The sequence below is a fragment of the Acidimicrobiales bacterium genome (assembly GCA_041394265.1).
Classification (GTDB): Bacteria; Actinomycetota; Acidimicrobiia; order Acidimicrobiales; family SZUA-35; genus JBBQUN01.
This window is the reverse complement of record JAWKIO010000006.1, coordinates 257,434-279,180: the sequence shown is the minus strand read 5'-3', so window position 1 is coordinate 279,180 and position 21,747 is coordinate 257,434. Positions and strand designations below refer to the sequence as shown.

Below are 21,747 nucleotides of genomic sequence, written 5' to 3'. Positions count from 1 at the left end.
TCAGCCGACGAAGGTGACGAACTCCTCGATCGGCATCCGCTCGGACCGTAGTGAGTTGACGGGGGCGTCATGGTCGGCGTGGCCGATGGCGACGGCGCAGAACAGCATCTCGTCGTCGGGGGCGCCCACGAAGTCCTTCACCGTCTGCGGCCAGTTGGCCCACGCCTCCTGGGCACAGGTGTCGAGCCCGGCCTCGGTGGCGAGCAGCATGAACGTCTGCAGGAACATGCCGGCATCGGACCACTGCGGCGGCCCCATCTTGGTGTCGAGGAAACAGAAGATCGCCGCGGGGGCGCCGAAGAACTCGTAGTTGCGGGCGAGGTGGGCATAGCGTGCGGCCTTGTCGTCTCGCCCGATCTGCATGGTCTCGTACATCGCCTCGCCGAGGCTGTAGCGGTTGGTGCGGTACGGCTCCCAGAGGTTCGCTGGATACACGTCGTACAGCGGCTTCTCGGGTTCGGCCGCGGCCACCCGCTCGACGAGTCGCTTCGTCGCGTCACCGTTAACCACGTAGATGCGCCATGGCTGTACGTTGCCGCCTGACGGGGCCCGAGAGGCGGTGCGGAGGAGGTCGGCGATCTGCTCGTCGGCGACGGGCGTCGGCAGGAACGAACGGATCGAGGCGCGAGTGTTGACAGCGGTGGTGACGTCCATGCGCATGTCATAGCCGCACCGTCTGGCCATCGGCCAATGTCGACGATCGATTTCCGAAAGCGGTCGGGTGATGCCCGGACGGCGGGACGCTCAGTGGTTGAGCATCGGTGCCAACGCCTCGCGCAGGTCGTGCACCAGCTGGACGAACTCGTCGTCGCCCGCTTCGGGAATCACGGCGTCCTCGTCGAGGAGATGGAGGCAGGCCAAGAGTGTGGCGTAGTCGACCACTTCCGGCGGGTCGTCGTCGCGAGCCTTCCACGGTTCGTGGTGGAGCTCGATGATGCGAGCGACCATCGGGTCGATCTTCCAGAGCCGGAGGAGGTAGCCGCCGAGTGAGGCGTGATCGACGCCGGCGAAGGCACGCTCGCGCCAGGTCTGCTCGGACTCGTCGCTCACCTGTCGGTAGAGGTCGTACGCACTGTCGGGGAACAACACGAGCATGGCCACCTGGCCGATGTCGTGGAGGACGGCAGCGAGGAACAGGCGGTCGTCTTCGCCGGCCACGGTTCGGGCGAGGTTCGCGAGCTCGATCGAGTGTTGGTTGGTCTTCTCGACGAGCCGACGGTGTTCGGGTCCGAGGTTGCTGGCGCCCTCGGTGGCGAGGACGACACCGGTGGTGCAGTTCAGGCCGAGACGGGTCACCGCTTCGCTGGCCGAGCGGGCCGGCGAGTTGAAGGCGAAGAACGCCGAGTTGGCCATGTTGATCAGCTGGGCGGTGATGGAGACGTCTTGCTCGAGCATGCGTCCGATCTCGAACAGCGAGCTCCCGTTCTGGGCCGCTTGTCGCAGCTCGCTGTAGAGGCCGGGCCGAGACGGCAACCGGTCGAGGCGCTGCATGATGTGGGTGAGGGCGCCGGGGTTGTCGCTGGCCAGGACGGCGACGGCTCGTTCACCGGCGTCGCGGATGGTCGATGCCAGGCCGGGGAGCGCGACAACGTCGTGGCAGACCGACGAGACCTCTTCCGCACTGTTCGAGTCGCCGAGCGATACCACGGCGATGCGAGCAACGCTCGGCATGTGCGTGCGCACCTTGGTGAGGAACTCCACGCCCTGGCGGACCGGTTGGCGGAAGTCGATCACCATCAGCTCGTACTTGGCCGACTTGAGCCGCTCGATCGCCTGACGCAGCGAGAGCGCGTGGTCGACGTACCAATCATCTCGATGTCCGGGCAGCTCGAGGGCAGGGAGCCCGCTTCCGCCTTCGGTTTGCACACTGAGAACTCGCACGAGTGAAGACCTCCTGGTCGGAGTTTCGTCGCGAGCCCGAAGGCCATGAGCCGGAGTTCGCAGAATTTGTCTGATTCGTGTGCGTCGGTTGCCGGCCCGAGGTCGTGTCAGGAGCGAGGGGCCCGGCCGTTGCCGAACCAGATGCGGACCCCGATCATCCAGAGCAGGTGGAGGATCGCCATCGCGACCCGGCCGCGGGTGGCCCACCCGATGAGGGCCAGCGTCATCCCGACCTGGTGGCCAACGATGGCGAGACGGTTTCGGGTGGCCTTCAGTTGGGTCAGGCGCGCCACGATCGGGATCGACAGGCCGTAGCCGAGGAGGAGGAGCACGGTGCTCAGGGGGTGCACCCTGCCAGGATGCCGTCAAACGTGACAGACTCGCCCTCGATGGAGCACAGGCAGCGAGCAAGCGGTGTGCACGATCTCGGCGGGACGTCGGGATTCGGTCCGGTGCCGATCGACGATCGGGGTCCGTTTCACGAGTCCTGGCAGGGTCGAGCGTTCGCCGTGACCCAGTTCGCGCAGGCCGTGTCCGGATTCAACACCGACGCCTTCCGCCACGGGATCGAACGCGAGGACCCCGATCGCTACCTCGAGCTCGACTACTGGGCCAAGTGGGTCCGCAATGCCGAGCGGATGTTGATCGAGGGCGGAGTGATTGCCACCGATGCGGTCGACGCTGCCCTCGGCGGGCGAGTTCCGGTGGGTCAAACGGAGCGAACCACCGACGCGGTGCCGCCGGCCCAACGGGGGAGCGAAGCTTCACCCGAACACCCGCCCCGGTTCGGCGTCGGCGAGTGGGTCCGCGTCCTTCCGAAGCGCACCGACGGTCGCCACACCCGGCTCCCGGCCTATGCCGAGCAGCGCATCGGTGAGGTGGTGGCGTGTCGCGGCGGGTGGATCTTTCCCGATCGCCACGCCCACGGTGAGGGACCCGACCCGCAATGGGTTTATGCCGTCGACTTCGCGGCTGCTGACCTGTGGCCCGACGCCGGTACGCATCGAGTTCGAATCGACCTTTTCGAGCCCTACCTGGAGCGCACATGACCGAACCCTCGTCCGACCCAGCACTGCGAATCGAGGCCATCGAATCGCTCCTGGTCGATGCCGGACTCGTGCAGCCGGAGCGGATCGACGCCCTGATCGCTCGCTACGAGACCGAGATCGGTCCCATGAACGGGGCCAAGGTGGTCGCTCGGGCGTGGACCGATCCCGACTACCGCGAGCGGCTCCTCGCCGATGGCACCTCGGCGATCGCCGAACTCGGGTTCGGTGGGGCACAGGGGGAGATGATGGTCGTCGTCCCCAACGGCGATGGGGTGCACAACGTTGTCGTCTGCACCCTGTGCTCGTGCTATCCCTGGCCGGTGCTGGGATTGCCGCCGGCGTGGTACAAGTCGCCGGAGTACCGGGCCCGCGTGGTGCGAGAGCCCCGAGCGGTACTCGCGGAGTTCGGCACCGTCCTGCCCGAATCGACCGAGATCCGCGTGTGGGATTCTTCGGCCGAAATCCGCTACCTGGTGCTGCCCGAACGCCCTGCAAACACCGAGACCTACGGCGAGGAGGAGTTGGCGGCCTTGGTGCACCGAGACGCGATGATCGGTGTTCGCCTCGCCGGCGTCGAGGGCGGGGAACCGACCAGTGTCTGAGCTCGTCCTCGCCCTCGACGGACCGACGGCACCACCCAGGTCGAATGGTGAACTCGTCTTCGATGCGCCATGGCAGAGTCGGGTCTTCGGCGTCACGGCCGCGCTCGTCGAGGCGGACCACGTGACCTGGGCCGACTTCCAGCAAGCGCTGATCGGCCGCATCGGGGCCGCCGATGCGGCCGGCGTCGACGACTACTGGGGATGCTGGAGCGACGCACTGGGCGACGTCTGCTCGGCGTCGGGCATCGCAACCGCCGACCAGTGGCAAGAGCGGATCCACGAGTTGGCGGCTCGACCGCCCGGCCACGATCACGACCATCACCATGATCACGACCGCCACCATGGTCGCGACCATCACCACGACGGAGGCCACTGATGAGCATCCACCACGTGCGCGGCGCCGAGATCGCCCTCGATCGGGTCGGCACCGGACCCCGACTGGTATGGGGGCACGGCCTCACCATGAGCCGAGCGGCCGATGATCTCGCCGGCACCATCGACTGGGGTCAGGTACCCGCCGACCTCGTGCGATACGACGCCCGTGGACACGGTGAGTCCACCACGACCCCCGAGCTGTCCGACTACGGCTGGGACGCACTCGCCCAGGATCAGCTCGAGCTGACCGAGCAACTCGGCATCGAGACCTACCTGAGCGGCGGCGCGTCGATGGGCTGCGCCACGGCGCTCCACGCCGCCGTCGCCAAGCCCGGTCGGATCGCCGGGCTGATCCTGATGATCCCGCCAACCGGGTGGGAGACCCGAGCGGCCCAAACCGCCCAGTACCTGACGAGCGCCGAGGTCGTGGAACACAAGGGCGTCGAACCGATGATCAGCGCCCGGCGGGCGATGGCACCGCCCGACCCCTATGTCGGCGACGAGGCGTACCACGACCGGCGCGACGAGGTGTTACGGGCGTGGGACACCGCCCGCCTGGCCGTGGCCCTTCGGGGTGCCGCTAGCGCCGACCTCCCAAGTCGTGACGCAATCGCGAGCATCGCCGTCCCCACGTTGATCCTGGCCTGGACCGGTGACCCCGGCCATCCGATGTCGACCGCCGAGGAGTTGCACCGGCTCATTCCCGGCTCGACCCTCTCGGTCGCATCGACGGCGGCGGACCTGAACGACTGGACGAGACAGATCACGAACTTTGTATCGATGTATTGACACATCGATACAAAAGGCGCATGCTCGCCGCATGGACTCATGGATCTCCGGCTACGACACCAACGGTGTCGTGTTCTTCCTCTTGGTCGCGATCATCCCGGCCATCGTGGCCGTGGTGCGAAGGTGGCGGTTCCCGACCTCTGCCTTCATCGCTAGGTGGTTCGAGCACTACGACCTCGAACCGACGCCGGAGGCGGTCAACCTGGTGACCCGCTCGTTGGCGCGAAGAAAGACGATTCGCACGATCGGGTTCGTCGTTGCGTACTCGGTGCCCCAGATGGCTTGGATGGGGTATACCCGCGATGCCCACCGCAGCAATGAGTTGCCCTTCTTGACCCTCCTGATCGCAGGTTGGACCCTCGCTGTGGTCGTTGCTGCGTTGTGGCCGCAAACATCGCCGACCACCAACGCCTCCCTCGCTGAGCGACGCGTCGACGACTATCGGCCGGCGTTCAGCCGATTCGACCGCGAAATCCTTGTTGCCGTCATGGTGCTGCTCACCATCGCCTCCGCTCTCTTCCCGGGAACCAACGATGGCCAGCGAATCGACGGTCTGGTCGCGCTGGGGCGAGTCGTCCCTGCTGCTGCCGTGATGGCCGTTGTGCTGATCGCCCAACGGCTCGTCGTGGCTCGCCGACAGTCGTTCGGTTCGCTCGACATGGTCCGCGCCGATGACGCGTTGCGCGCCACCGATGTCTCGGCCCTCACCGGCATCGGCTACGGCGTGCCGCTGCTCGTGATCGGCACGCTGTTCTGGCAACTCACCGTGGTGCACGACCCGGCCGGCATCGTGATGCTCGGGATCGTGGTGATCTCGTGGGTCGTGATCATGGTCGGCGCTGGCGCCCTACTCGGTTTCGGCCGCCTCGACAACGGGGTCGTGATCTACCGGCACCGCCTGCGACCGGCGTCGGGCCGACAGCCAGATGAGGTCGTCACCACCGAGGTGCCGGCGTGATCGTCCATCTCGACGACACCAGCCCGGTGCCGCCGTGGCAGCAACTGGTCGACCAGATCGGTGATCTGATCGCCGGTGGGACGATGCCGATCGGCCATCGTCTCCCTGCCATTCGGCAGCTGGCCCGCGACCTCGACCTTGCACCGGGCACGGTCGCTCGCTCGTATCGGGAGTTGGAGGCCACCGGGGTGATCGAGACCCGCGGGCGCCACGGTTCGTTCGTACTGCGTGCGCCCGAGCGGCGAGACGATCGAGTCGGTGCGGTCATCGCTGCGGCGGCCGAGCAACTCCAGCGGCTCGGCGTGACCGCCGACGAAGCAGCCCGCCTGTTGGCGGCATCGTGGCCGGCGCCGCCAGCGACGGCCTGAGGCTCGGTCCGCCGATCGGGCGGCAGCCCGGCTATTCGAGTTCGCCGTGGAGCTTGCGACCGGAGATGAGCCGGAGGCGGGCGATGTGGTCACGGACGTACGCCCGAACGTCGGCATGGGCCAGTTCGAAGGCGACGAGCAGCTTGTCGCAGTGCGAGTAGGGCGGATGGTCGAGCAGTTCGAGTTCCACCCGATCGATGATCCGCTCGGTTTCCGATGGCGAGATCAGGAACGAGCGTGGCAGCAACCGACGTGATGCAGTCCGACGGAGTCGGCGCTGGAACCGTTCCCCAACCTCGTCGAGTGGTGACGGGTCGAGCATGATCGATCCCATCACGTCGAGTGCAAGTGACACGTCGGCCTCGGCCAACGCGAAGACTCCCGGCCCGGTCGGACCGAGCGAGCGCACACTGCGTCGGAAGCGGACCGATGCGGCGGCGAACTCCTCGAATTCCTCGTCGATCACGGCCTTGGCCGCGTCCGCCAGACGATCAGCAAGGGGGCTGGCGACGGATCGCCAGAACTCGGCGGTGGAGGGCGCCAGACCGTCGTTGGTCTGGCGCCCTACTTCGCGTTGCGTCTGCAGGAGCGCACGGTCATCGATCTCGTACGAACGGCGAACGGCGTCGAGCCGTTCATTCGCACGAGTGCTGATGACGTCGGCGCGTTGGGTCAGTCTCGCCCTGACCCGGTCGTAGTCGGTGCTGTTGTTGGCCCGGCTACCGGCGCGTTCGTCCAACGTCACGTGGGTTGCCCCAGATGGATGTCCCGTACTCACTCCTACTCCGCTTCAGGTTCCCGCTTCGCTATGTCCATCGGTTGCTGTCGGTCGCCTTGAAGGGCCGTTCGGCCCAACAATCGTCAGGTTTGTCTCAGGCCGCCTCCGGCGGTTGCGAACCCACCGTCGAGCACGACCAGCCGTTACCCTCTGGACATGTTTGCTGAGCGAATGTCACGGGTTCGGGCGGCCATGGAGCAGCAGGGCGTCGACGTCCTGCTGCTGTCGGTCGGGCCGGATCTGCCCTGGTTGATCGGCTACGAGGCCATGCCGCTCGAGCGCCTCACGATGCTGGTGGTGCCGGTCGACGATCGCCCCCGGCTGGTGATCCCCTCGTTCGAAACCGCTCGCGTCGTCGAGCACCCCGACCTGTTCGACATCGACGGCTGGGGTGAGACTGACGACCCCATTCAGCGTGTCGCCGACTTCGTCGGCCGGCGCTCCACCGTCGCCATCGGCGACCATACGTGGAGCCGGTTCACGGTCGACCTCCAGCACGCCCTCCCCGGAGCATCATGGCGGCGAGCCACCGACGTGGTCGGCGCGTTGCGGCGGGTGAAAGACGCGGCCGAGATCGAGGCGCTGCAACGGGCCGCCAGCGGGGTCGACCGTATTGCCGCCGCGTTGCAGGCTGGCGAGATCCCGCTGATCGGCCGAACCGAAGCCGATGTCTCGGCCGAGCTCGGCCGGCGCATCATCGCCGAGGGGCATGACCGGGTGAACTTCGCCATCGTGGCGTCCGGTCCGAACGCCTCGAGCCCTCACCATCACGCTGGTGATCGAGTCATCCAACCGAACGAGGTCGTGCTCTGCGATTTCGGCGGCACCACCGCCGAGCCCCACGGGCAGCCCGGCTACTGCTCCGACATCACACGCTGCGTCTACACCGGGACGCCCGATCCTGAGTTCGCCGAGTCCTACGCCCTGTTGCAGCAGGCGCAGGCCGAGGCGACCGCCGCCGCGGTCGTCGGTACCGAGGCACAGACCCCGGACCGAGTGGCTCGTGATCGCTTGGCCGACAACGATCTCGCCAAGTACTTCGCTCACCGCATCGGCCACGGCATCGGCGTGGAAGCCCACGAAGATCCGTACCTGGTCGAAGGCAACACCGAGACCTTGCTCGCTGGCAACGCGTTCTCGATCGAGCCCGGGTTCTATGTGCCTGGACGCTGGGGCGCCCGGCTCGAAGACATCGTGGTGGCAACTGAAGACGGTCCTCGATCGCTGAACAACGCCGAGCGGTCTCTCGTCGTGGTCGAGGCCTGACCCGTTGTTCGACCTCCATGGCGCGTCGGTGCTCCTGCAGTGGGCAACCGGCGGCCTTCTCTTCACCTGGGTGACCACCCGTCGTCGCGAGGTCGGCCTCGGCTACGGCTGGACCATGCGGATCACGTTCGGCCTGATGGCGCTGGGCGCCTTTCTCCTCGGCGTGATCTACGGGCTGCGCCCGGTGCGTGAGCTGTCATCGGCCGGGGTTGTGCTGGCCACTGCCGTCGCCTTCGTCCAGTCGTATCGCCGCCGTGCGGTGGGCGTGGCCGGCCAACGCGAGCTGGCCGAGGAACGGTCGGCTCGGGTGGCAGCGATGACCGGGATCGATCGTGAGGCGAAGGCCAAGACGGCCGACGGACCCGAGTTCGATCCCCGGCTCGACCTGGTGGCACCGGCCATCGGCATGGTCGGACTGGTGGCGGCCGGCATTGCCGCTGGTGAACCGGCGTGGCTCCAGGTGGCTCGCATGATCGTTGGCGCACTGTTCCTCGGGGCGGTCAGCGACGCCATGCTTCTCGGTCACTGGTATCTGGTGCAGCCCGGCTTGAGTCGGGGACCACTTCTCGAACTCGTGAAGTGGACCGCCATCTGGTGGCTGCCCGAGGTCGTCCTGCTCTTGGTACCCACCGGCATGATCTCGGCGCTGAACGGCACGATCGACGACGGCTACGGCGGGATGCTCGGTTGGTTCTGGGTGGCGAGCGCCGTCACCACGATCGGCCTGGTCTATGTGACCCACCTGGCCCTCAAGGAACGGCAATATTCCGCAGTGATGGCAGCGACGGGATTGCTGTACCTTGCCATTCTGACTGCGTTCGGCACCGACCTCGTGGCCCGTGCCATCCTGTCGATCTAGCGCTCGAACGACCACCGACGGCCCAACCAAAGGACCCCACCATGCCGAGAACCGTCTGGAGCGGAGCGATCAGCTTCGGTCTCATCTCGATCCCGGTGAAGCTGTTCAGCGCGGTCAGCCATCAAACGGTCCGGTTCAACCAGATCGATTCGAAGACCGGTTCACGGGTCAAGATGGTGCGCACCTCGGCCAAGACCGGCGAAGAGGTGGCCTACGCCGACATCGTGAAGGGTTACGACCTCGGCGACGACAACTACGTGATCCTCACCGACGAGGAGATGGAGTCGATCGCTCCGAAGGCGTCACGCAGTATCGACCTGGTGGACTTCGTCGAAGAAGCCGACATCGATCCGATCTTCTATGAGAGCGGCTACTTCCTCGCTCCCGACGAGATGGCGCGCAAGCCCTACGCACTGCTGGTCGAGGCACTCGAGGCTTCCGGCCGAGTCGGGATCGCCACGTTCGTGATGCGCTCGAAGCAGCATCTCGCCGCCATCCGGCCGGTCGACGGTCGCCTCATGCTGTCGACGATGCTCTACGCCGACGAGCTGGTCGATCCGGCCGAGATCCCCGGGCTCGATGATCTCGACGAGGTCGAGGTCAAAGACGCCGAGAAGCAGATGGCCGCCCAACTGGTCGAGTCGCTGGCCGCCGACTTTGACCCGTCGGCCTACGAAGACACCTACCGCATGAAGGTCATGGAGCTCATCCAGGCCAAGGCCGAGGGCGACATCACCAAGGTCGAGGCCGTCGACAGCGGCCCAACGGCCGAGATCGTCGATCTCATGGCGGCGCTCGAGGCGAGCGTGGCGGCGGCGAAGGCCAAGCGCGAGAGCGGCGAGGACCAGGCCGAGTCGGCCTGAAGCTGATCATCGATGGCCGCCAAGGTCACCGTCGAGGTCGGGGATCGGACGCTCACGCTGTCGAACCTCGACAAGGTGCTGTACCCGCGCACGGGGTTCACCAAGGCCCAGGTGATCGAGTACTACACCCGCATTGCGCCGGTGATGCTGCCGCACATCGGGGATCGCGCGCTCACGTTGCGGCGCTACCCCGATGGGGTCGAGGGCAAGTCGTTCTTCGAGAAGCGGTGCCCCTCGCATCGGCCCGACTGGGTGTCGGTGGCGATCGGGCCGGGCGATCGCAATGGCACCATCGAGTACTGCCGGCTCGACGAGACCGCCGCGCTCGTGTGGACCGCCAACCTGGCCGCGATCGAGCTGCATTCGCCGATGGCTCGGTGCAGCGATCTCGAGACACCCACGATGCTGGTCTTCGACCTCGATCCCGGTGCCCCCGCCACCATCACCCAGTGCTGCGCCATCGCCCTCGCCATTCGTGACGTGCTCGGCGCCGTCGGCCTCGAAGCCTTCGCGAAGACCTCAGGCTCGAAGGGCATGCAGCTCTACGTACCGCTCAACACGCCCCACACCCACGACCATGTGTCGTCGTTCGCGCTCGCGGTCGGCCAGTTGCTGGAGAAGCAGCGGCCGACCGAAGTCCTCACGAACATGAAACGCAGCGAGCGTCCGGGCAAGGTGCTGATCGACTGGTCGCAGAACTCGCGACACAAGACCACGATCGCCCCCTACTCGCTACGGGCTCGGCCCGAGCCCACGGTCTCGACCCCGATCAGTTGGGACGAGGTCACCGAGGGTGCCGACGGCGCACCGCTCACGTTCACCGCCTTCGAGGTCCTCGATCGCATCCACCACCTCGGCGACCTGTTCGCCCCGACGCTCACCCTCGAGCAAACCCTCCCCGGGTCCTGACCCCGTCCGCCCGTCCGGTCAGCGGGCGACGAAGTACTTGGCCTTGGGGTGGTGGCAGATGATGGCGCTGGTCGTCTGCTCGGGCTGGTACTGCCAGGCGGTGTCCTCGTTGCACTCGACGTCGATCCGGCTCGCCTCGAGCAGATCGGCAACGAGCGCGTTGTCCTCGAGGTCGGGACATGCCGGGTACCCCCACGAGTAGCGACCGCCGCGGAACCTCTGGCGGAAGAGTCCGAGCAGGCCGTCTTCGTCCTCGTCGCCGAAGCCCCACTCGGCCCGAATGCGGGCGTGCCACATCTCGGCCAGCGCCTCGGCCATCTCGACACCGAGGCCGTGGAGGAAGAGGTAGTCCTGGTACTTGTCGGCGGCGAAGAGCTCGGCGGCGACATCGGACACCGTGCGTCCCATGGTGACGATGTGGAAGGCGGCGTAGTCGCCCTCGGTCGTGGCGCCACCATGGCCGACCGGTCGGAAGAAGTCGGCGATGCACTTGTGCGGCGCCTCGCTCTGCCGGGGGTACGAGAACCGGGCCCGCTCGACCGTTCGGGTCTCGTCGGTCCAGATGATCACGTCGTTGCCGTCGGCGTTCGCCGGGAAGTAGCCGTAGACGACCGCCGGGTTCAGGATCCCTGATGCCTTGGCGTCGGCCAGCTGCTGGCGGAAGAGCGGGCGGATGCGGTCCTTGAACTCGGCGTCGGACTCACCGTTCTCGGGACGGAACTGCCACTGATGGCGGAACAAGGCCGTCTCGTTGACCCAGGTGGCGATCTCGTCGACGGACAATCCCTTCACGATTCGTGAGCCGAGGAACGGGGGAGTGAAGACCTCGTTGTCGGCCTCGACCTCGGGCGACCGAGCGGGGAGGAGCGACGGGTCGACTGCTTCCTTCGTGGTCCGGAAGTTCTCGAGCAGCAGCCCGGCCGGCACGGTGCCGAAGTCGGGATCGTCGATGCCCGACGCCTTCATCTCGGCCAGCTTGTCGAGAGTGTGCATGCCTTCGAAGGCGTCACGACCGTAGAAGACCCGACCGTCGTAGACCTCGCGCAGGTCGCGCTCGACGTAGCTGCGGGTGAGGGCAGCGCCGCCGAGCAGCACGGGGATGTTCGACAGGCCGCGCCGGTTGAGCTCTTCGAGGTTCTCCCGCATGATCAGTGTGCTCTTCACGAGGAGGCCCGACATGCCGATGGCGTCGGCGCCGATCTCGAGCGCCTTGTCGATCATCTCGGTGACCGAGATCTTGATGCCGAGGTTGTGCACCTCGTAGCCGTTGTTGGTGAGGATGATGTCGACGAGGTTCTTCCCGATGTCATGCACATCGCCCTTGACGGTGGCGAGCACCACTCGTCCCTTGGCCGAGTGCTCGCCCTCGATGCGCTCCATGTGTGGCTCGAGGTAGGCGACGGCCGCCTTCATGGTCTCGGCCGACTGGAGCACGAACGGCAGCTGCATGTCGCCGTTGCCGAAGAGCTCACCGACGACCTTCATCCCGCCGAGCAGGTGATCGTTGACGATCTCGAGCGCCTTCATCGTCTCGAGCGCTTCGTCGAGATCGCCGGTCAGCCCGTCGCGGTCGCCATCGATGATGCGCTGATGCAGGCGCTGCTCGACGGTCCAGCCGGTCTTGTCGACCACCTCGGCCTTGATCGCCGTGGCGTCCGCGAACAGTTCGAGCAAGGTGGCGAGCGGGTCGTACTTCGGGTCGGTTCCGTCGCCGCCTGCGGTTCCCCGGCGGTCGTAGATGAGGTCGAGCGTTGCCCGCTTGCGGTCTTCGTCGATCTTCGACAGCGGAAGGATGCGGCCGGCGTGGATGATCGCCGAGTCGAGGCCGATGGCCAGACACTCATGGAGGAAGACCGAGTTCAGCACCTGCCGGGCCGCCGGGTTCAGGCCGAAGCTGATGTTCGACAGTCCGAGGGTGGTGAAGGTGCCCGGCAGCTCGGCCTTGATCCGGGCGATGGCGTCCATGGTGGCGATCCCGTCGCGGCGGAGGTCATCGTCGCCGGTGGACAGCGGGAAGGTGAGCGCATCGAAGATCAGATCGCTCGGCGACAGGCCGTAGCGGTCGACGGCGAGATCGTGGATCCGATGCGCGATGCGCATCTTCCACTCGACATCGCGCGCCTGGCCCTCCTCGTCGATGAGCAGGCAGACCACGGCAGCGCCGTACTCCTTGGCCAGGCGCATCACGCGATCGAAGCGCGAGCCCTCACCCTCGCCGTCTTCGAGGTTGGCCGAGTTCAAGATGGCGCGGCCGCCGAGCCACTTGAGGCCGGCCTCCATCACCTGGGGTTCGGTCGAGTCGAGCACCAGTGGGGCCGCCACACCGGTGGCAAACCGCTTGGCCGTCTCGTCCATGTCGAGGGTGCCATCGCGTCCGACGTAGTCGACGCAGACATCGAGCACGTGCGCACCCTCGGCGATCTGGTCCTTGCCCATCTTGTCGATGGTCTCGGTGTCGCCCTCGAGCATGGCCTCGCGGAACTTCTTCGACCCGTTCGCATTGGTCCGCTCGCCGATGATGAGGAACGAGGTGTCCTGTTGGAACGGGACGAACGAGTAGATCGAGGTGGCGCCGGCGAGCCGGGTGGGGGTGCGCTCGGCGGGTGTGAGATCGGCGCAGCGATCGATCACGGCTTGGAGGTGCTCGGGTCCGGTGCCACAGCATCCGCCGATGATGTTGGCACCGAGGTCGGTCACGAAGCCGGCGAGGTGCTCGGCCAACTGTTCCTCGGTGAGGTCGTAGTGCATCTCGCCGTCGACCACCGACGGCAGACCGGCGTTGGGAATCACGGAGATCGGCACGCTCGAGTTCTGCGACAGGACTCGGATGTGTTCGTACATCTCGGCCGGTCCGGTGGCGCAGTTCAGCCCGAACACGTCGGGAGCGAGCGGCTCGATCGCAGCAAGGGCGGCCTGCATCTCGGTGCCCGGAAGCATGCGCCCGGTGAGCTCGATGGTGACCTGGACCTGGAGCGGGACCTGGCGGCCGACCTTGGCCATGGCCCGGCGCGAGCCGTTCATCGCCGCCTTGATCGTGAGCAGGTCGAACATCGTCTCGATGATGAGGAGGTCGACGCCACCCTCGAGGAGTGCGGCGGCCTGCTGCTCGAAGCCGTCCTTCATCTCGTCGTAGCGGACCTGGCCGAGGCTCGGGAACTTCGTGCCCGGACCCATGGAACCGGCGACCCAGCGAACCCGGTCGGGGGTCGAGAACTCGTCGGCGACCTCACGAGCCAGGCGGGCGGCTGCGGTGTTGAGCTCGTCGGCCCGGTCCGCCAGCCCATACTCGGCGAGGGTCATCGCCAACCCGCCGAAGGTGTCGGTCTCGATGACGTCGCAGCCGATCGACAGGAAGCCGCGGTGCAGGTCGGCGATCACGTCGGGCCGAGTGACGACCAGGTACTCGTTGCAGCCCTCGAGTTCCTCGCCTCCGAAGTCGGCAGCGGTCAAACCACGACGCTGGACGCCGGTGCCCAGCGCTCCGTCGTAGATGACGACACGTTCGCTGATCGCGGTGAGGAATGCTTCGCTGCGGTCGCTGAGCGGCAGCGCGCTCGGGCTTCGGTCAACCATGGGTGATGCTCGTTTCGAAAGGAGGCGCCCAGCGGGAGCCACGATTGTTCGGCGTCGTCGGATCGTGCAGTCTCGACTGATGCGCAATCGTCGGTCCCACACCCTCTGGCAAAGGACCCGCCGTGCACCTCGGGACGCAGCCCTTCGGAACACGGCGATGCCTCCATCATAGTCGGCGAGAACGTAGAGTCTGTGAGTATGTCCACCCTCCGCCATGCCACCGCCACGCCCAAGACCGCCACGGCGATCGATCGCCCCCTCACCGCCGACGCCATTTCGGGGTTGACCGAGCCGATCGCCACGGCCGCCAAGCTGGCCGGCTTCGAAGCAAAGGTGGGGCAGACGCTGGTCTTGCACGGCCAGGAGGGACCGGCCGTCGAGGTGCTGGTCGGTCTCGGTGAACGCTCGGCCGTCGACGCCGATGTGTTGCGGCGAGCGGCCGCCGCCTACGTCCGGGCCGTCTCGTCCCACAAGCACGTGGCGATCACCATGGCGACCGAACTCGCAACCGACGACGAGCCGCTGGCGGGAGTGGCCCCGGTCGTCGAGGGCGCCGGTCTTGCGACGTATCGGTATGTGGCGCTCAAGAGTGCCGACAATCGGGTGCTCGATCGCATCACCGTGGTGGCGTCCGGTCGCGGCGCCAAGGCGGCGTTCGAGATCGGGCTGGCCACGGTCGAGGCCGTACGTATGGTTCGCGATCTCGTCAACGAACCGGGCGGCACCATGTTGCCCACCGCCTTCGTGGCCAAGGCCAAGGAGGTGGCGGCGGCATCGGGGTTGAAGGCCACGGTGTGGGATGAGAAGCGCATCGTCAAGGAGAAGATGGGCGGCATCCTCGCCGTCAACCAGGGCTCCACCCACCCGCCCCGCTTCCTGATCCTGTCCTACACCCCGAAGACCAAGCCCACGGCGAAGTTGGCGCTCGTCGGGAAGGGCATCACGTTCGATTCCGGTGGCCTGTCGATCAAGACGGGCGCGGGAATGATGACCATGAAGGTCGACATGGCCGGCGGTGCCGCCGTCGTCGGCGCCATGAGCCTGCTCGGCACCTACGGCTGCAAGGCGGCCGTGACGGCGTATGTGCCGCTCACCGACAACATGGTGAACGGCGACGCCTTCCGCCCCGGCGATGTCTTCCGAGCTCGGAACGGCAAGACCGTCGAGGTGCTCAACACCGACGCCGAGGGCCGGCTCGTCCTCGCCGATGCCCTGTCATACGCAGCGGAGTCCACACCCGACGCAATCATCGATATCGCCACGCTGACCGGGGCCGTATCGGCTGCGCTCGGCGCCGGCTACGCGGGCGTGATGGCCAACGACGACGCCGTGTGTGATCGCGTGCTGGCCGCGTCGGCCAGCACCGGCGAGAAAGTCTGGCGTCTCCCGCTGCCGAAGGAGTACCGCCCCCAGCTCGAGTCGAACGTCGCCGACCTCAAGAACATCGGGAGTGGGCCCTACGGCGGGGCGCTGGTCGCCGGCCTCTTCCTCCAAGAATTCATCGCCGACATCCCCTGGGCCCACGTCGACCTCGGACTATCGGCCATGACCGAGGCCGACGACGGCGTCATCACCAAGGGTGCCACCGGCTTCGGCGTCCGACTGTTGGCCGAGACCGTCTCGAACTGGTAGCGCCTGCACCCGCTGTTAGCGACCGCTCCGGTCGAACGCCTCAAATTCGGAGCGGCTGCTCAAGGCGCTGCCGATCCTGCCGACCTTCCACCACGTAGAGCACGCGTGGAAATGGGTCGCAGTGGCATCAGTGGAGCAACGCATCGGAGCGGGAGCATCGGCTGACGTCGAGCGCGCCTCGTTCTCGATCGTCAGCACCAAGAGCCGGCTGTTCGTGGTCGATCTCCTCGCCGCCGCGGCGAGCGGTTCGGCGATGACGTTCGTCGTGGCTCCTGGCAGCGACCGCTGGATCGCGATGCTCGTCATGCTCGGTTCGTGGTGGCTGTGGCTGGCCAAGGCCAAGCTGTACAGCTCCCGGTTCATCACCCGCCGAGCCGATGAGATTCGACGGATCCTCGACGCGTCGGTCGCCACCGCCGCAACCGTCGCCGTCGTGGCGTTCGGTTTCGGTCTCGACGTCTCCCGAGGCTGGCTCGCCGGTTCGGCACTGCTCGGTGGCATTGCCATCGGCATCGAGCGCGAAGTGGCCCGTTCGGGGTTCGATCGACGACGACGAGCCGGAGAGCTGTGCCGTCGCGTGGTGATGGTGGGCGCCAACGAAGAGGCCCGCCAGCTCACGGCCATGTTCGAAGCCGAGCCCGAGCTCGGCTATCAGGTGGTGTCCAGCGTCGATCCCCGCAAGATCAGTGACCGGACCGAGCTGACCACTCGAGTGCTGGCCGAAGCCCGCTCCAACGATGCGCTCGGTGCCGTCGTTGCTGCCTCGTCGATCGAGACACGGGCGAGCAACCGCCTGGTGCGAGATCTCGTCGAACACGGCATCCACGTCGAACTCAGCTCGACGCTGATCGACATCGATCCCGGTCGACTCACGGTGCGTCCGCTCGGTCGGTTCCCCGTGGTGTACGTCGAGCCGGTCATGCGGCGAGGCTGGCGTGCGGTCGCCAAGCGCACGTTCGACATCGTGGTGTCGCTCGGGGTCCTGGTGTGCGCCGCCCCCGTGCTGGCGGTCCTGGCGTTCCTGATCCGCCGCAACGACGGTGGTCCGGTGCTGTTCCGCCAGAGCCGAGTCGGCCGCGACGGCGTCCCCTTCGACATGCTCAAACTGCGCAGCATGGTGGTCGACGCGGAGGCTATCCGGGCCACGATGGACACCGGCGACACCGCCCTGTTCAAGATGAAGGACGATCCCCGGATCACGAGCGTCGGCAAGTTCATCCGCAAGACCTCGCTCGACGAGCTGCCCCAGCTGTGGAATGTGGTCCGTGGCGAGATGAGCCTGGTCGGCCCGCGGCCCGCCCTGTGGTCGGAGATGGATTCGTGGGAGGACGACCTCTACGGCCGTCTTCGTGTCAGCCCCGGGATCACCGGCATGTGGCAGGTGTCGGGCCGGAGCTCGACCGGTTTCGAGGAGTACACCCGCCTCGACCTCTACTACGTCGACAACTGGTCGCTGGTCATTGATCTGTCGATCCTGTTGCGGACGATCCCGGCCGTGCTGCGCCAAGACGGGGCGTACTGAGCCTCGAAAAGAATCTCGAGAATCTCGCGACTTCTCGGAAACCTGCGGCGTCACAACCACGAACCGACCCCGCCTGGGCGGTGGATGGTTCACCAGGCGCTGGTCCTTTGGGACAAGCACCGTGGCCGCCTCGTTCGACTTCCTTCCCTCCGGCGTCGAACGGATCGGTCCCGGCCTGCGCATCTCGTGGCCGGGCTCCTTCCCTCCGGAGCCCGGCTACGAACGCGTGTGACCCCGAAGTCGAGCTTTGCGGCGTCGGAGGGTCGTGAACTCGCTCGACGCTCTCGGGTCGGCGCGGGGTCAGGCGGCGAGGACCAACGCCACGGCGGATGCGACAGCGGTCACGATGCCGGCCACGATCAGGCCTCGAACCAGGCGCTCGCGGGTCGAGCCCGAGGTGAGCGCTGCGGTGGTGGTGAGTGCCGGAACGCCGAGCGAGCCGGCGAACCACAGCGCCAGTTCGGTGGACGACAGCCGGACGCACATGAACGAGCTCGGGTCGCAGACGTGCTGGTCGTACATGATCAGCGCGATGGCACCGCCGACCAGCCACAGCAGTGGCAGGCCGATCAGCTTCGCCGCCAGTGCGGCATCGTTGGGCCGCGCCGGCGGCAGCGGTCGATCTGGGAGCCGGTTCGAAGGCGACGGCGGCGGTGGGTCGGACGGGGCGATCATGTCTCGATGATCGGCTCGATGAGACCCGTCACACACCCAGGACATCCCCCAGATCGGCGTGGGGGTGAGTCGTCGACCGCCGTCCAAAGCGAAGAGCCTCCCCTTAGATCCAGAAAGCTCAGGGGCTCCCCGCAGCGAGGTGCTGGGAGCCCCCGAGGTTTGCCGGGGTTGTTGAGACGCCCTGAGCTTTGCGGCGTCAGGCGGCTTCGCTGGGGGTGCCTGGGTCGCGGCGCACGTTCTGGCGGGCGGTCCAGGCGTGGTGCGCTTGCTGGAGGTGGGGCGGCAGTCGCTCGATCTGGCGCAGATTCAGCGGCGGCAGCTTGCGGCGGACGACCACCAGGGCCCCGTTGCGCTGGGTGGCGCCGAAGCGGGCCAATCGGTCGAGCGAGCGCCAGAAGGGGCCGTTCTTGCCGCCACGGATGCCGATGCCGAGTTCTTGGGCCCAGGCGACGGTGTCGAGTTCGAAGCCGTCAGGGGCGATCTCGAGCCCGGTGGCGAGTCGGCGAAGGAGCAGGGTGGCGGAAGGACCGAGGATCGACGTCCAGTACCGCTCGACATAGCTCGACCGCGGATCGAACCCCAGCTGTTCGACCAGCGGATCGTCCCAAGGCCGGATCACCAGGGTGTCGAAGGGATGGCTCGGAGTGGTGCGCTCGGTGCCCTCGCCGACCGCACTCGGCGGTGGCGTCGAGGATGACGGCTCGCCGGCTCGGGTCGTGGGTGGGGGAGGGGGCGTGGAGGATGGTGGAGTGGAGGATGGTGGAGTCGCCGATGTGGTGCGTTCGTTGGTCATGATGGTCCCGCCAAGGATGTGAGAAGAAGGAGGGGTAGTCGCTACCCGATGCGTTCACCACCAGATGAACGTAGATAAACGTAGTTTGACGAGATAAACGGTGTCAACCCTCAATCGAAGCGGTCGCTCGAACGGATCACCAGGAGCCAAGTCAGCACCGCAGACACGGCGAGCAGGACCAACGAGTCGAGGCCAGCCTGGGCGTACGACACGGTTTCCATCGACGCCCAGATGCGGGTGGCGACGGTGTCATAGCCGGTGGGACTCAGCAGCAACGTGGCCGGCAGTTCCTTCATGGTCGACAGCAGCACGAGGCCGCCCGCGGCGAGGAGCCCGGGTGCCATCAGCGGAAGGTCGATGGTGGCGAGCCGACGCCAGCGCCCGGCGGCCAGCATGCGTGCCGCCTCATCGAGGACTTCGGGCACGCTCGCCACGGCCACGGCCGAGGCTCGGGTGGCCTGGGCGCCGAAGTGGATGACGTAGGCCAAGACCAGGAGCGGCAGGGTTTGGTAGAACCGGGCGAGCAGCGGGGCGTTGAGGACCCAGAAGATGATGGCGAGGGCGATGACGATCCCTGGGAGTGCAAACCCGGCAACGACGAGCGCGTTGGCGACGCTGCCGATGCGTGACCGGTGGCGGGCCGTGAGGTAGGCGATGGGCAGGACGGCGAGCACCGTGGCGATGGCGGCGACCACGCTGACGGTGACCGTGTTGGTGACGGCGGTGGCGAGGCCGTCGACGTCGACGGCGGTGGCTCCCGTCGTCCGTTGTCGCTGGAGTCCTCGGATGAGCCAATGGAGTAGCGAGGCAATCGGCCCGACGAGGGTGGCGGCGAAGAACACAACGACGGTCGCGGTGACCGGTGCTCGCCACGGCCCGAGTGGGTACCGAAGGCCGCCCGAGCCCGCTCGACTCGAGGTGGCCGGGGTCGATCGAACGAGCCGGCGCTCGGCCGCAACGACGGCGAGGGCCACGGCGCCGAGGATCAGGGCCATCGCCATCGAGGTGGCGCGGTCAGCCAGCTGATTGGTGAAGATCGCCCGGGTGAGCGTGTCGTAGCGCAGGAGTTGGACGGCGCCGAAGTCGCTGATCGTGTAGAGGAAGACGAGCAGGGTGCCGGCCGACATCGCCGACGCCGTTTGCGGCAGCACGATCGAGGTGAACACGCCGATCGGTCTCCGGCCCAAGAGGCGAGCGCTCTCCTCGAGCGACGTCGGTAGCCGACGGAGTCGGGCGGCGACCGGGAGGTAGACGTACGGGTAGGTGAAGATGGTGAGGACGAGCCACGCGCCGCTGAAGCCGGCGAGCGGTGGGAGCGGGCCGAGGCCGATCGGGTCGGTGATTCGCTCGACGAGCCCGCCGGTGGCAAAGCCACTGATCAGCGCCGTCGCACCCACGAATGACGGGAACACGAGCGGAAGTGGAGCCAGCACCGCCCACACTCGTCGCCCGACCAGGTCGGTGCGGTGGATGGTCCACGCGAGCACGGTGCCGGCGACCGTGGAGGTCGCCGACACCGCCGTGGCGAGGAGGACCGATCGGCCCAAGGGTTCGAGGGTTCGGCCCGACCGAAGAAGAGTGGTGAGGTCGGAGCCGAGACGGATGTTGGACCAGGCCACATAGGCCAGCGGACCGGCGAAGAGCACGCCGATCGCCAGGCTCACGGCCGGTAGCCAGCCGTGGGATGGCGGCCGGGTACGCATGCGCTGGCGGCGTGGCCTACTGGGTGATGCCGCTGTCATCGATCAGCTGCTGGGTGCCGGCGAGGCCGTCGGCGAGCGTGCCGAGATCGAAGGTCGAGCTGACGAGGTCGGCGAGCGGCGGCAGGCCCTCGGATGGGGCGACGCCGGGAACCAGGGGGTATTCGCGTTCGGCGTCGGAGGACATCCGCTGGGCATCGTCGGACAACAAGAAGGCGATCAGCGCCTCGGCCGCTTCGGGTTGGTCGGTGGTGTCGACCACGCCGGTGGCGGTGACGATGAGCAGGGAGCCGAGGTCGCCGGCCTCGAAGCTGTGATTGGCAGCCGGGATGGTCGGGTCTTCATCGAGTGCGGCGAAGAGGTAGTAGTGGTTGACCAGGCCCATCTCGACCTCGCCTCGGGCGACGGCGTCGAGGATCGCCGAGTTCTTGGCGTAGTTCGGGGAGTTGTTCGCTGCCATGCCGGCCAGCCACTCCGCCGTTGCTTCGTCACCGAGCTCGGAGCGCATCGCCGTGACGAAGTCCTGGAACGATCCGTTCGACGGGGCAACGCCGACGCGTCCGGCGTAGGACGGATCGGTCAGGTCGAGTACCGACGCCGGCAGGTCGGCGGGGTCGACCAGCTCGGTGTTGTAGACGAGCACGCGGACTCGACCGGTGATGCCGACCCAGTTCCCGTCACTCGCTCGGTACTCGGCAGGCACGCGGTCGAGCGTCGCTTCGCCCAGCGGTGAGAGGCGGCCGGCGTCGTCGAGGAAGCCGACGGCGCCAGGGCTCTGTGAGATGAAGACGTCGGCCGGCGACTGATCGCCTTCGGCGTCGATCTGGAGCGCCATCTGGGCGGAGTCGCCGTAGCGGACTTCGACGGTGGCCCCGGTCTCCCGCTCGAACTCGGCGAGCACCTCGCCGATCAGGTCCTCGCCTCGACCGGAATAGACCGTGATGGTCGTGCCGGTCAAGGAGCCGTCGGCGGCGGGTGCGCCGCTGTCGGCAGTCGGCTCGGAGTCGCCACTTCCACAGGCGGCGGCGGTGAGGGAGGCCGCGAGAGCGGCGGCGATGACGAAACGCTTCTGCATGTGGCGGTACTGTAGGCAGCACTTCAATGAAAGTGTCAACCTCGCCTAACAAGTTGCGGGGAGGGACCTTTTGGTGTGAG

21 protein-coding genes are annotated in these 21,747 nt (G+C 67.1%); 12 read left to right on the top strand and 9 right to left on the bottom strand.

Features of this window, described 5'->3' with window-relative positions:
- From R2733_25600 to R2733_25590, 3 genes are all read right to left on the bottom strand, one after another.
- A complete protein-coding gene (locus R2733_25600; protein MEZ5379896.1) occupies positions 1-654 on the bottom strand; it encodes a nitroreductase in 654 nt (217 codons plus the stop codon).
- A gap of 90 nt (positions 655-744) precedes the next feature.
- On the bottom strand, positions 745-1,881 hold the full coding sequence (locus R2733_25595) for an HDOD domain-containing protein (protein ID MEZ5379895.1): 1,137 nt from the start codon (positions 1,879-1,881) through the stop codon (positions 745-747).
- 107 nt (positions 1,882-1,988) lie between these two features.
- A complete protein-coding gene (locus tag R2733_25590) occupies positions 1,989-2,231 on the bottom strand; it encodes a hypothetical protein (protein MEZ5379894.1) in 243 nt (80 codons plus the stop codon).
- A gap of 39 nt (positions 2,232-2,270) precedes the next feature.
- On the opposite strand from R2733_25590, the gene nthB reads away from it, so the two are divergent.
- Genes nthB through R2733_25560 form a run of 6 tightly spaced genes read left to right on the top strand, consistent with a single transcriptional unit; the run spans position 2,271 to position 6,022 of the window.
- Positions 2,271-2,930: a nitrile hydratase subunit beta gene (gene nthB, locus R2733_25585; protein ID MEZ5379893.1), complete on the top strand. Its 660-nt coding sequence runs from the start codon at positions 2,271-2,273 to the stop codon at positions 2,928-2,930.
- On the top strand, positions 2,927-3,532 hold the full coding sequence (nthA, locus tag R2733_25580; protein MEZ5379892.1) for a nitrile hydratase subunit alpha: 606 nt from the start codon (positions 2,927-2,929) through the stop codon (positions 3,530-3,532). Before nthB ends, nthA begins: the two co-directional genes overlap by 4 nt.
- Positions 3,525-3,908: a nitrile hydratase accessory protein gene (locus R2733_25575; GenBank protein ID MEZ5379891.1), complete on the top strand. Its 384-nt coding sequence runs from the start codon at positions 3,525-3,527 to the stop codon at positions 3,906-3,908. Before nthA ends, R2733_25575 begins: the two co-directional genes overlap by 8 nt.
- Complete coding sequence (locus tag R2733_25570) at positions 3,908-4,696, top strand: alpha/beta fold hydrolase (GenBank protein ID MEZ5379890.1); 789 nt, start codon at positions 3,908-3,910, stop codon at positions 4,694-4,696. The genes R2733_25575 and R2733_25570 overlap by 1 nt, the downstream gene beginning before the upstream one ends.
- Positions 4,697-4,727: 31 nt before the next feature.
- Positions 4,728-5,654, top strand: a complete 927-nt coding sequence (locus tag R2733_25565; protein ID MEZ5379889.1) for a hypothetical protein — start codon at positions 4,728-4,730, stop codon at positions 5,652-5,654.
- Positions 5,651-6,022 (top strand): GntR family transcriptional regulator, encoded by a 372-nt coding sequence (locus tag R2733_25560; protein ID MEZ5379888.1) that lies wholly within the window; start codon positions 5,651-5,653, stop codon positions 6,020-6,022. Before R2733_25565 ends, R2733_25560 begins: the two co-directional genes overlap by 4 nt.
- A 31-nt stretch (positions 6,023-6,053) precedes the next feature.
- Here the strand turns inward: R2733_25560 and R2733_25555 are convergent, their stop codons facing one another.
- On the bottom strand, positions 6,054-6,767 hold the full coding sequence (locus tag R2733_25555) for a hypothetical protein (GenBank protein MEZ5379887.1): 714 nt from the start codon (positions 6,765-6,767) through the stop codon (positions 6,054-6,056).
- A 189-nt stretch (positions 6,768-6,956) separates the two neighbouring features.
- Here R2733_25555 and R2733_25550 point away from each other — a divergent pair, with 189 nt between their 5' ends.
- The 4 genes from R2733_25550 to ligD are packed head-to-tail and all read left to right on the top strand — an operon-like array spanning position 6,957 to position 10,697.
- Positions 6,957-8,066, top strand: a complete 1,110-nt coding sequence (locus R2733_25550) for a Xaa-Pro peptidase family protein (GenBank protein MEZ5379886.1) — start codon at positions 6,957-6,959, stop codon at positions 8,064-8,066.
- 4 nt (positions 8,067-8,070) lie between these two features.
- Positions 8,071-8,925, top strand: coding sequence for a hypothetical protein (locus R2733_25545; protein MEZ5379885.1), 855 nt, complete (start codon positions 8,071-8,073; stop codon positions 8,923-8,925).
- A gap of 41 nt (positions 8,926-8,966) precedes the next feature.
- Positions 8,967-9,788 (top strand): Ku protein, encoded by an 822-nt coding sequence (locus R2733_25540; protein ID MEZ5379884.1) that lies wholly within the window; start codon positions 8,967-8,969, stop codon positions 9,786-9,788.
- A 12-nt stretch (positions 9,789-9,800) separates the two neighbouring features.
- Positions 9,801-10,697 (top strand): non-homologous end-joining DNA ligase, encoded by an 897-nt coding sequence (gene ligD / locus R2733_25535; protein ID MEZ5379883.1) that lies wholly within the window; start codon positions 9,801-9,803, stop codon positions 10,695-10,697.
- An 18-nt stretch (positions 10,698-10,715) separates the two neighbouring features.
- Here ligD and metH read toward each other — a convergent pair whose 3' ends face one another.
- Positions 10,716-14,270, bottom strand: coding sequence for a methionine synthase (metH, locus tag R2733_25530; protein ID MEZ5379882.1), 3,555 nt, complete (start codon positions 14,268-14,270; stop codon positions 10,716-10,718).
- A gap of 198 nt (positions 14,271-14,468) precedes the next feature.
- On the opposite strand from metH, the gene R2733_25525 reads away from it, so the two are divergent.
- Together R2733_25525 and R2733_25520 are read left to right on the top strand one after the other, a co-directional pair.
- The gene (locus R2733_25525; protein ID MEZ5379881.1) at positions 14,469-15,902 is read left to right on the top strand and encodes a leucyl aminopeptidase; all 1,434 of its coding nucleotides are present in this window, start codon (positions 14,469-14,471) and stop codon (positions 15,900-15,902) included.
- 121 nt (positions 15,903-16,023) lie between these two features.
- Positions 16,024-17,424 carry a sugar transferase gene (locus R2733_25520; GenBank protein ID MEZ5379880.1) on the top strand — a complete coding sequence of 467 codons (1,401 nt, stop codon included), beginning with the start codon at positions 16,024-16,026 and terminating at the stop codon, positions 17,422-17,424.
- Positions 17,425-17,724: 300 nt separating this feature from the next.
- On the opposite strand, the gene R2733_25515 is transcribed toward R2733_25520, so the two are convergent.
- The 4 genes from R2733_25515 to R2733_25500 form a co-directional block, all read right to left on the bottom strand.
- Entirely contained in the window at positions 17,725-18,099 is a 375-nt protein-coding gene (locus R2733_25515; GenBank protein ID MEZ5379879.1) for a hypothetical protein, read from the bottom strand.
- Between the two features lie 196 nt (positions 18,100-18,295).
- Entirely contained in the window at positions 18,296-18,892 is a 597-nt protein-coding gene (locus tag R2733_25510; GenBank protein MEZ5379878.1) for a hypothetical protein, read from the bottom strand.
- 110 nt (positions 18,893-19,002) lie between these two features.
- Complete coding sequence (locus tag R2733_25505; GenBank protein ID MEZ5379877.1) at positions 19,003-20,556, bottom strand: iron ABC transporter permease; 1,554 nt, start codon at positions 20,554-20,556, stop codon at positions 19,003-19,005.
- 55 nt (positions 20,557-20,611) lie between these two features.
- Positions 20,612-21,667, bottom strand: coding sequence for an iron ABC transporter substrate-binding protein (locus R2733_25500; GenBank protein ID MEZ5379876.1), 1,056 nt, complete (start codon positions 21,665-21,667; stop codon positions 20,612-20,614).
- Positions 21,668-21,747 lie beyond the last annotated feature (80 nt).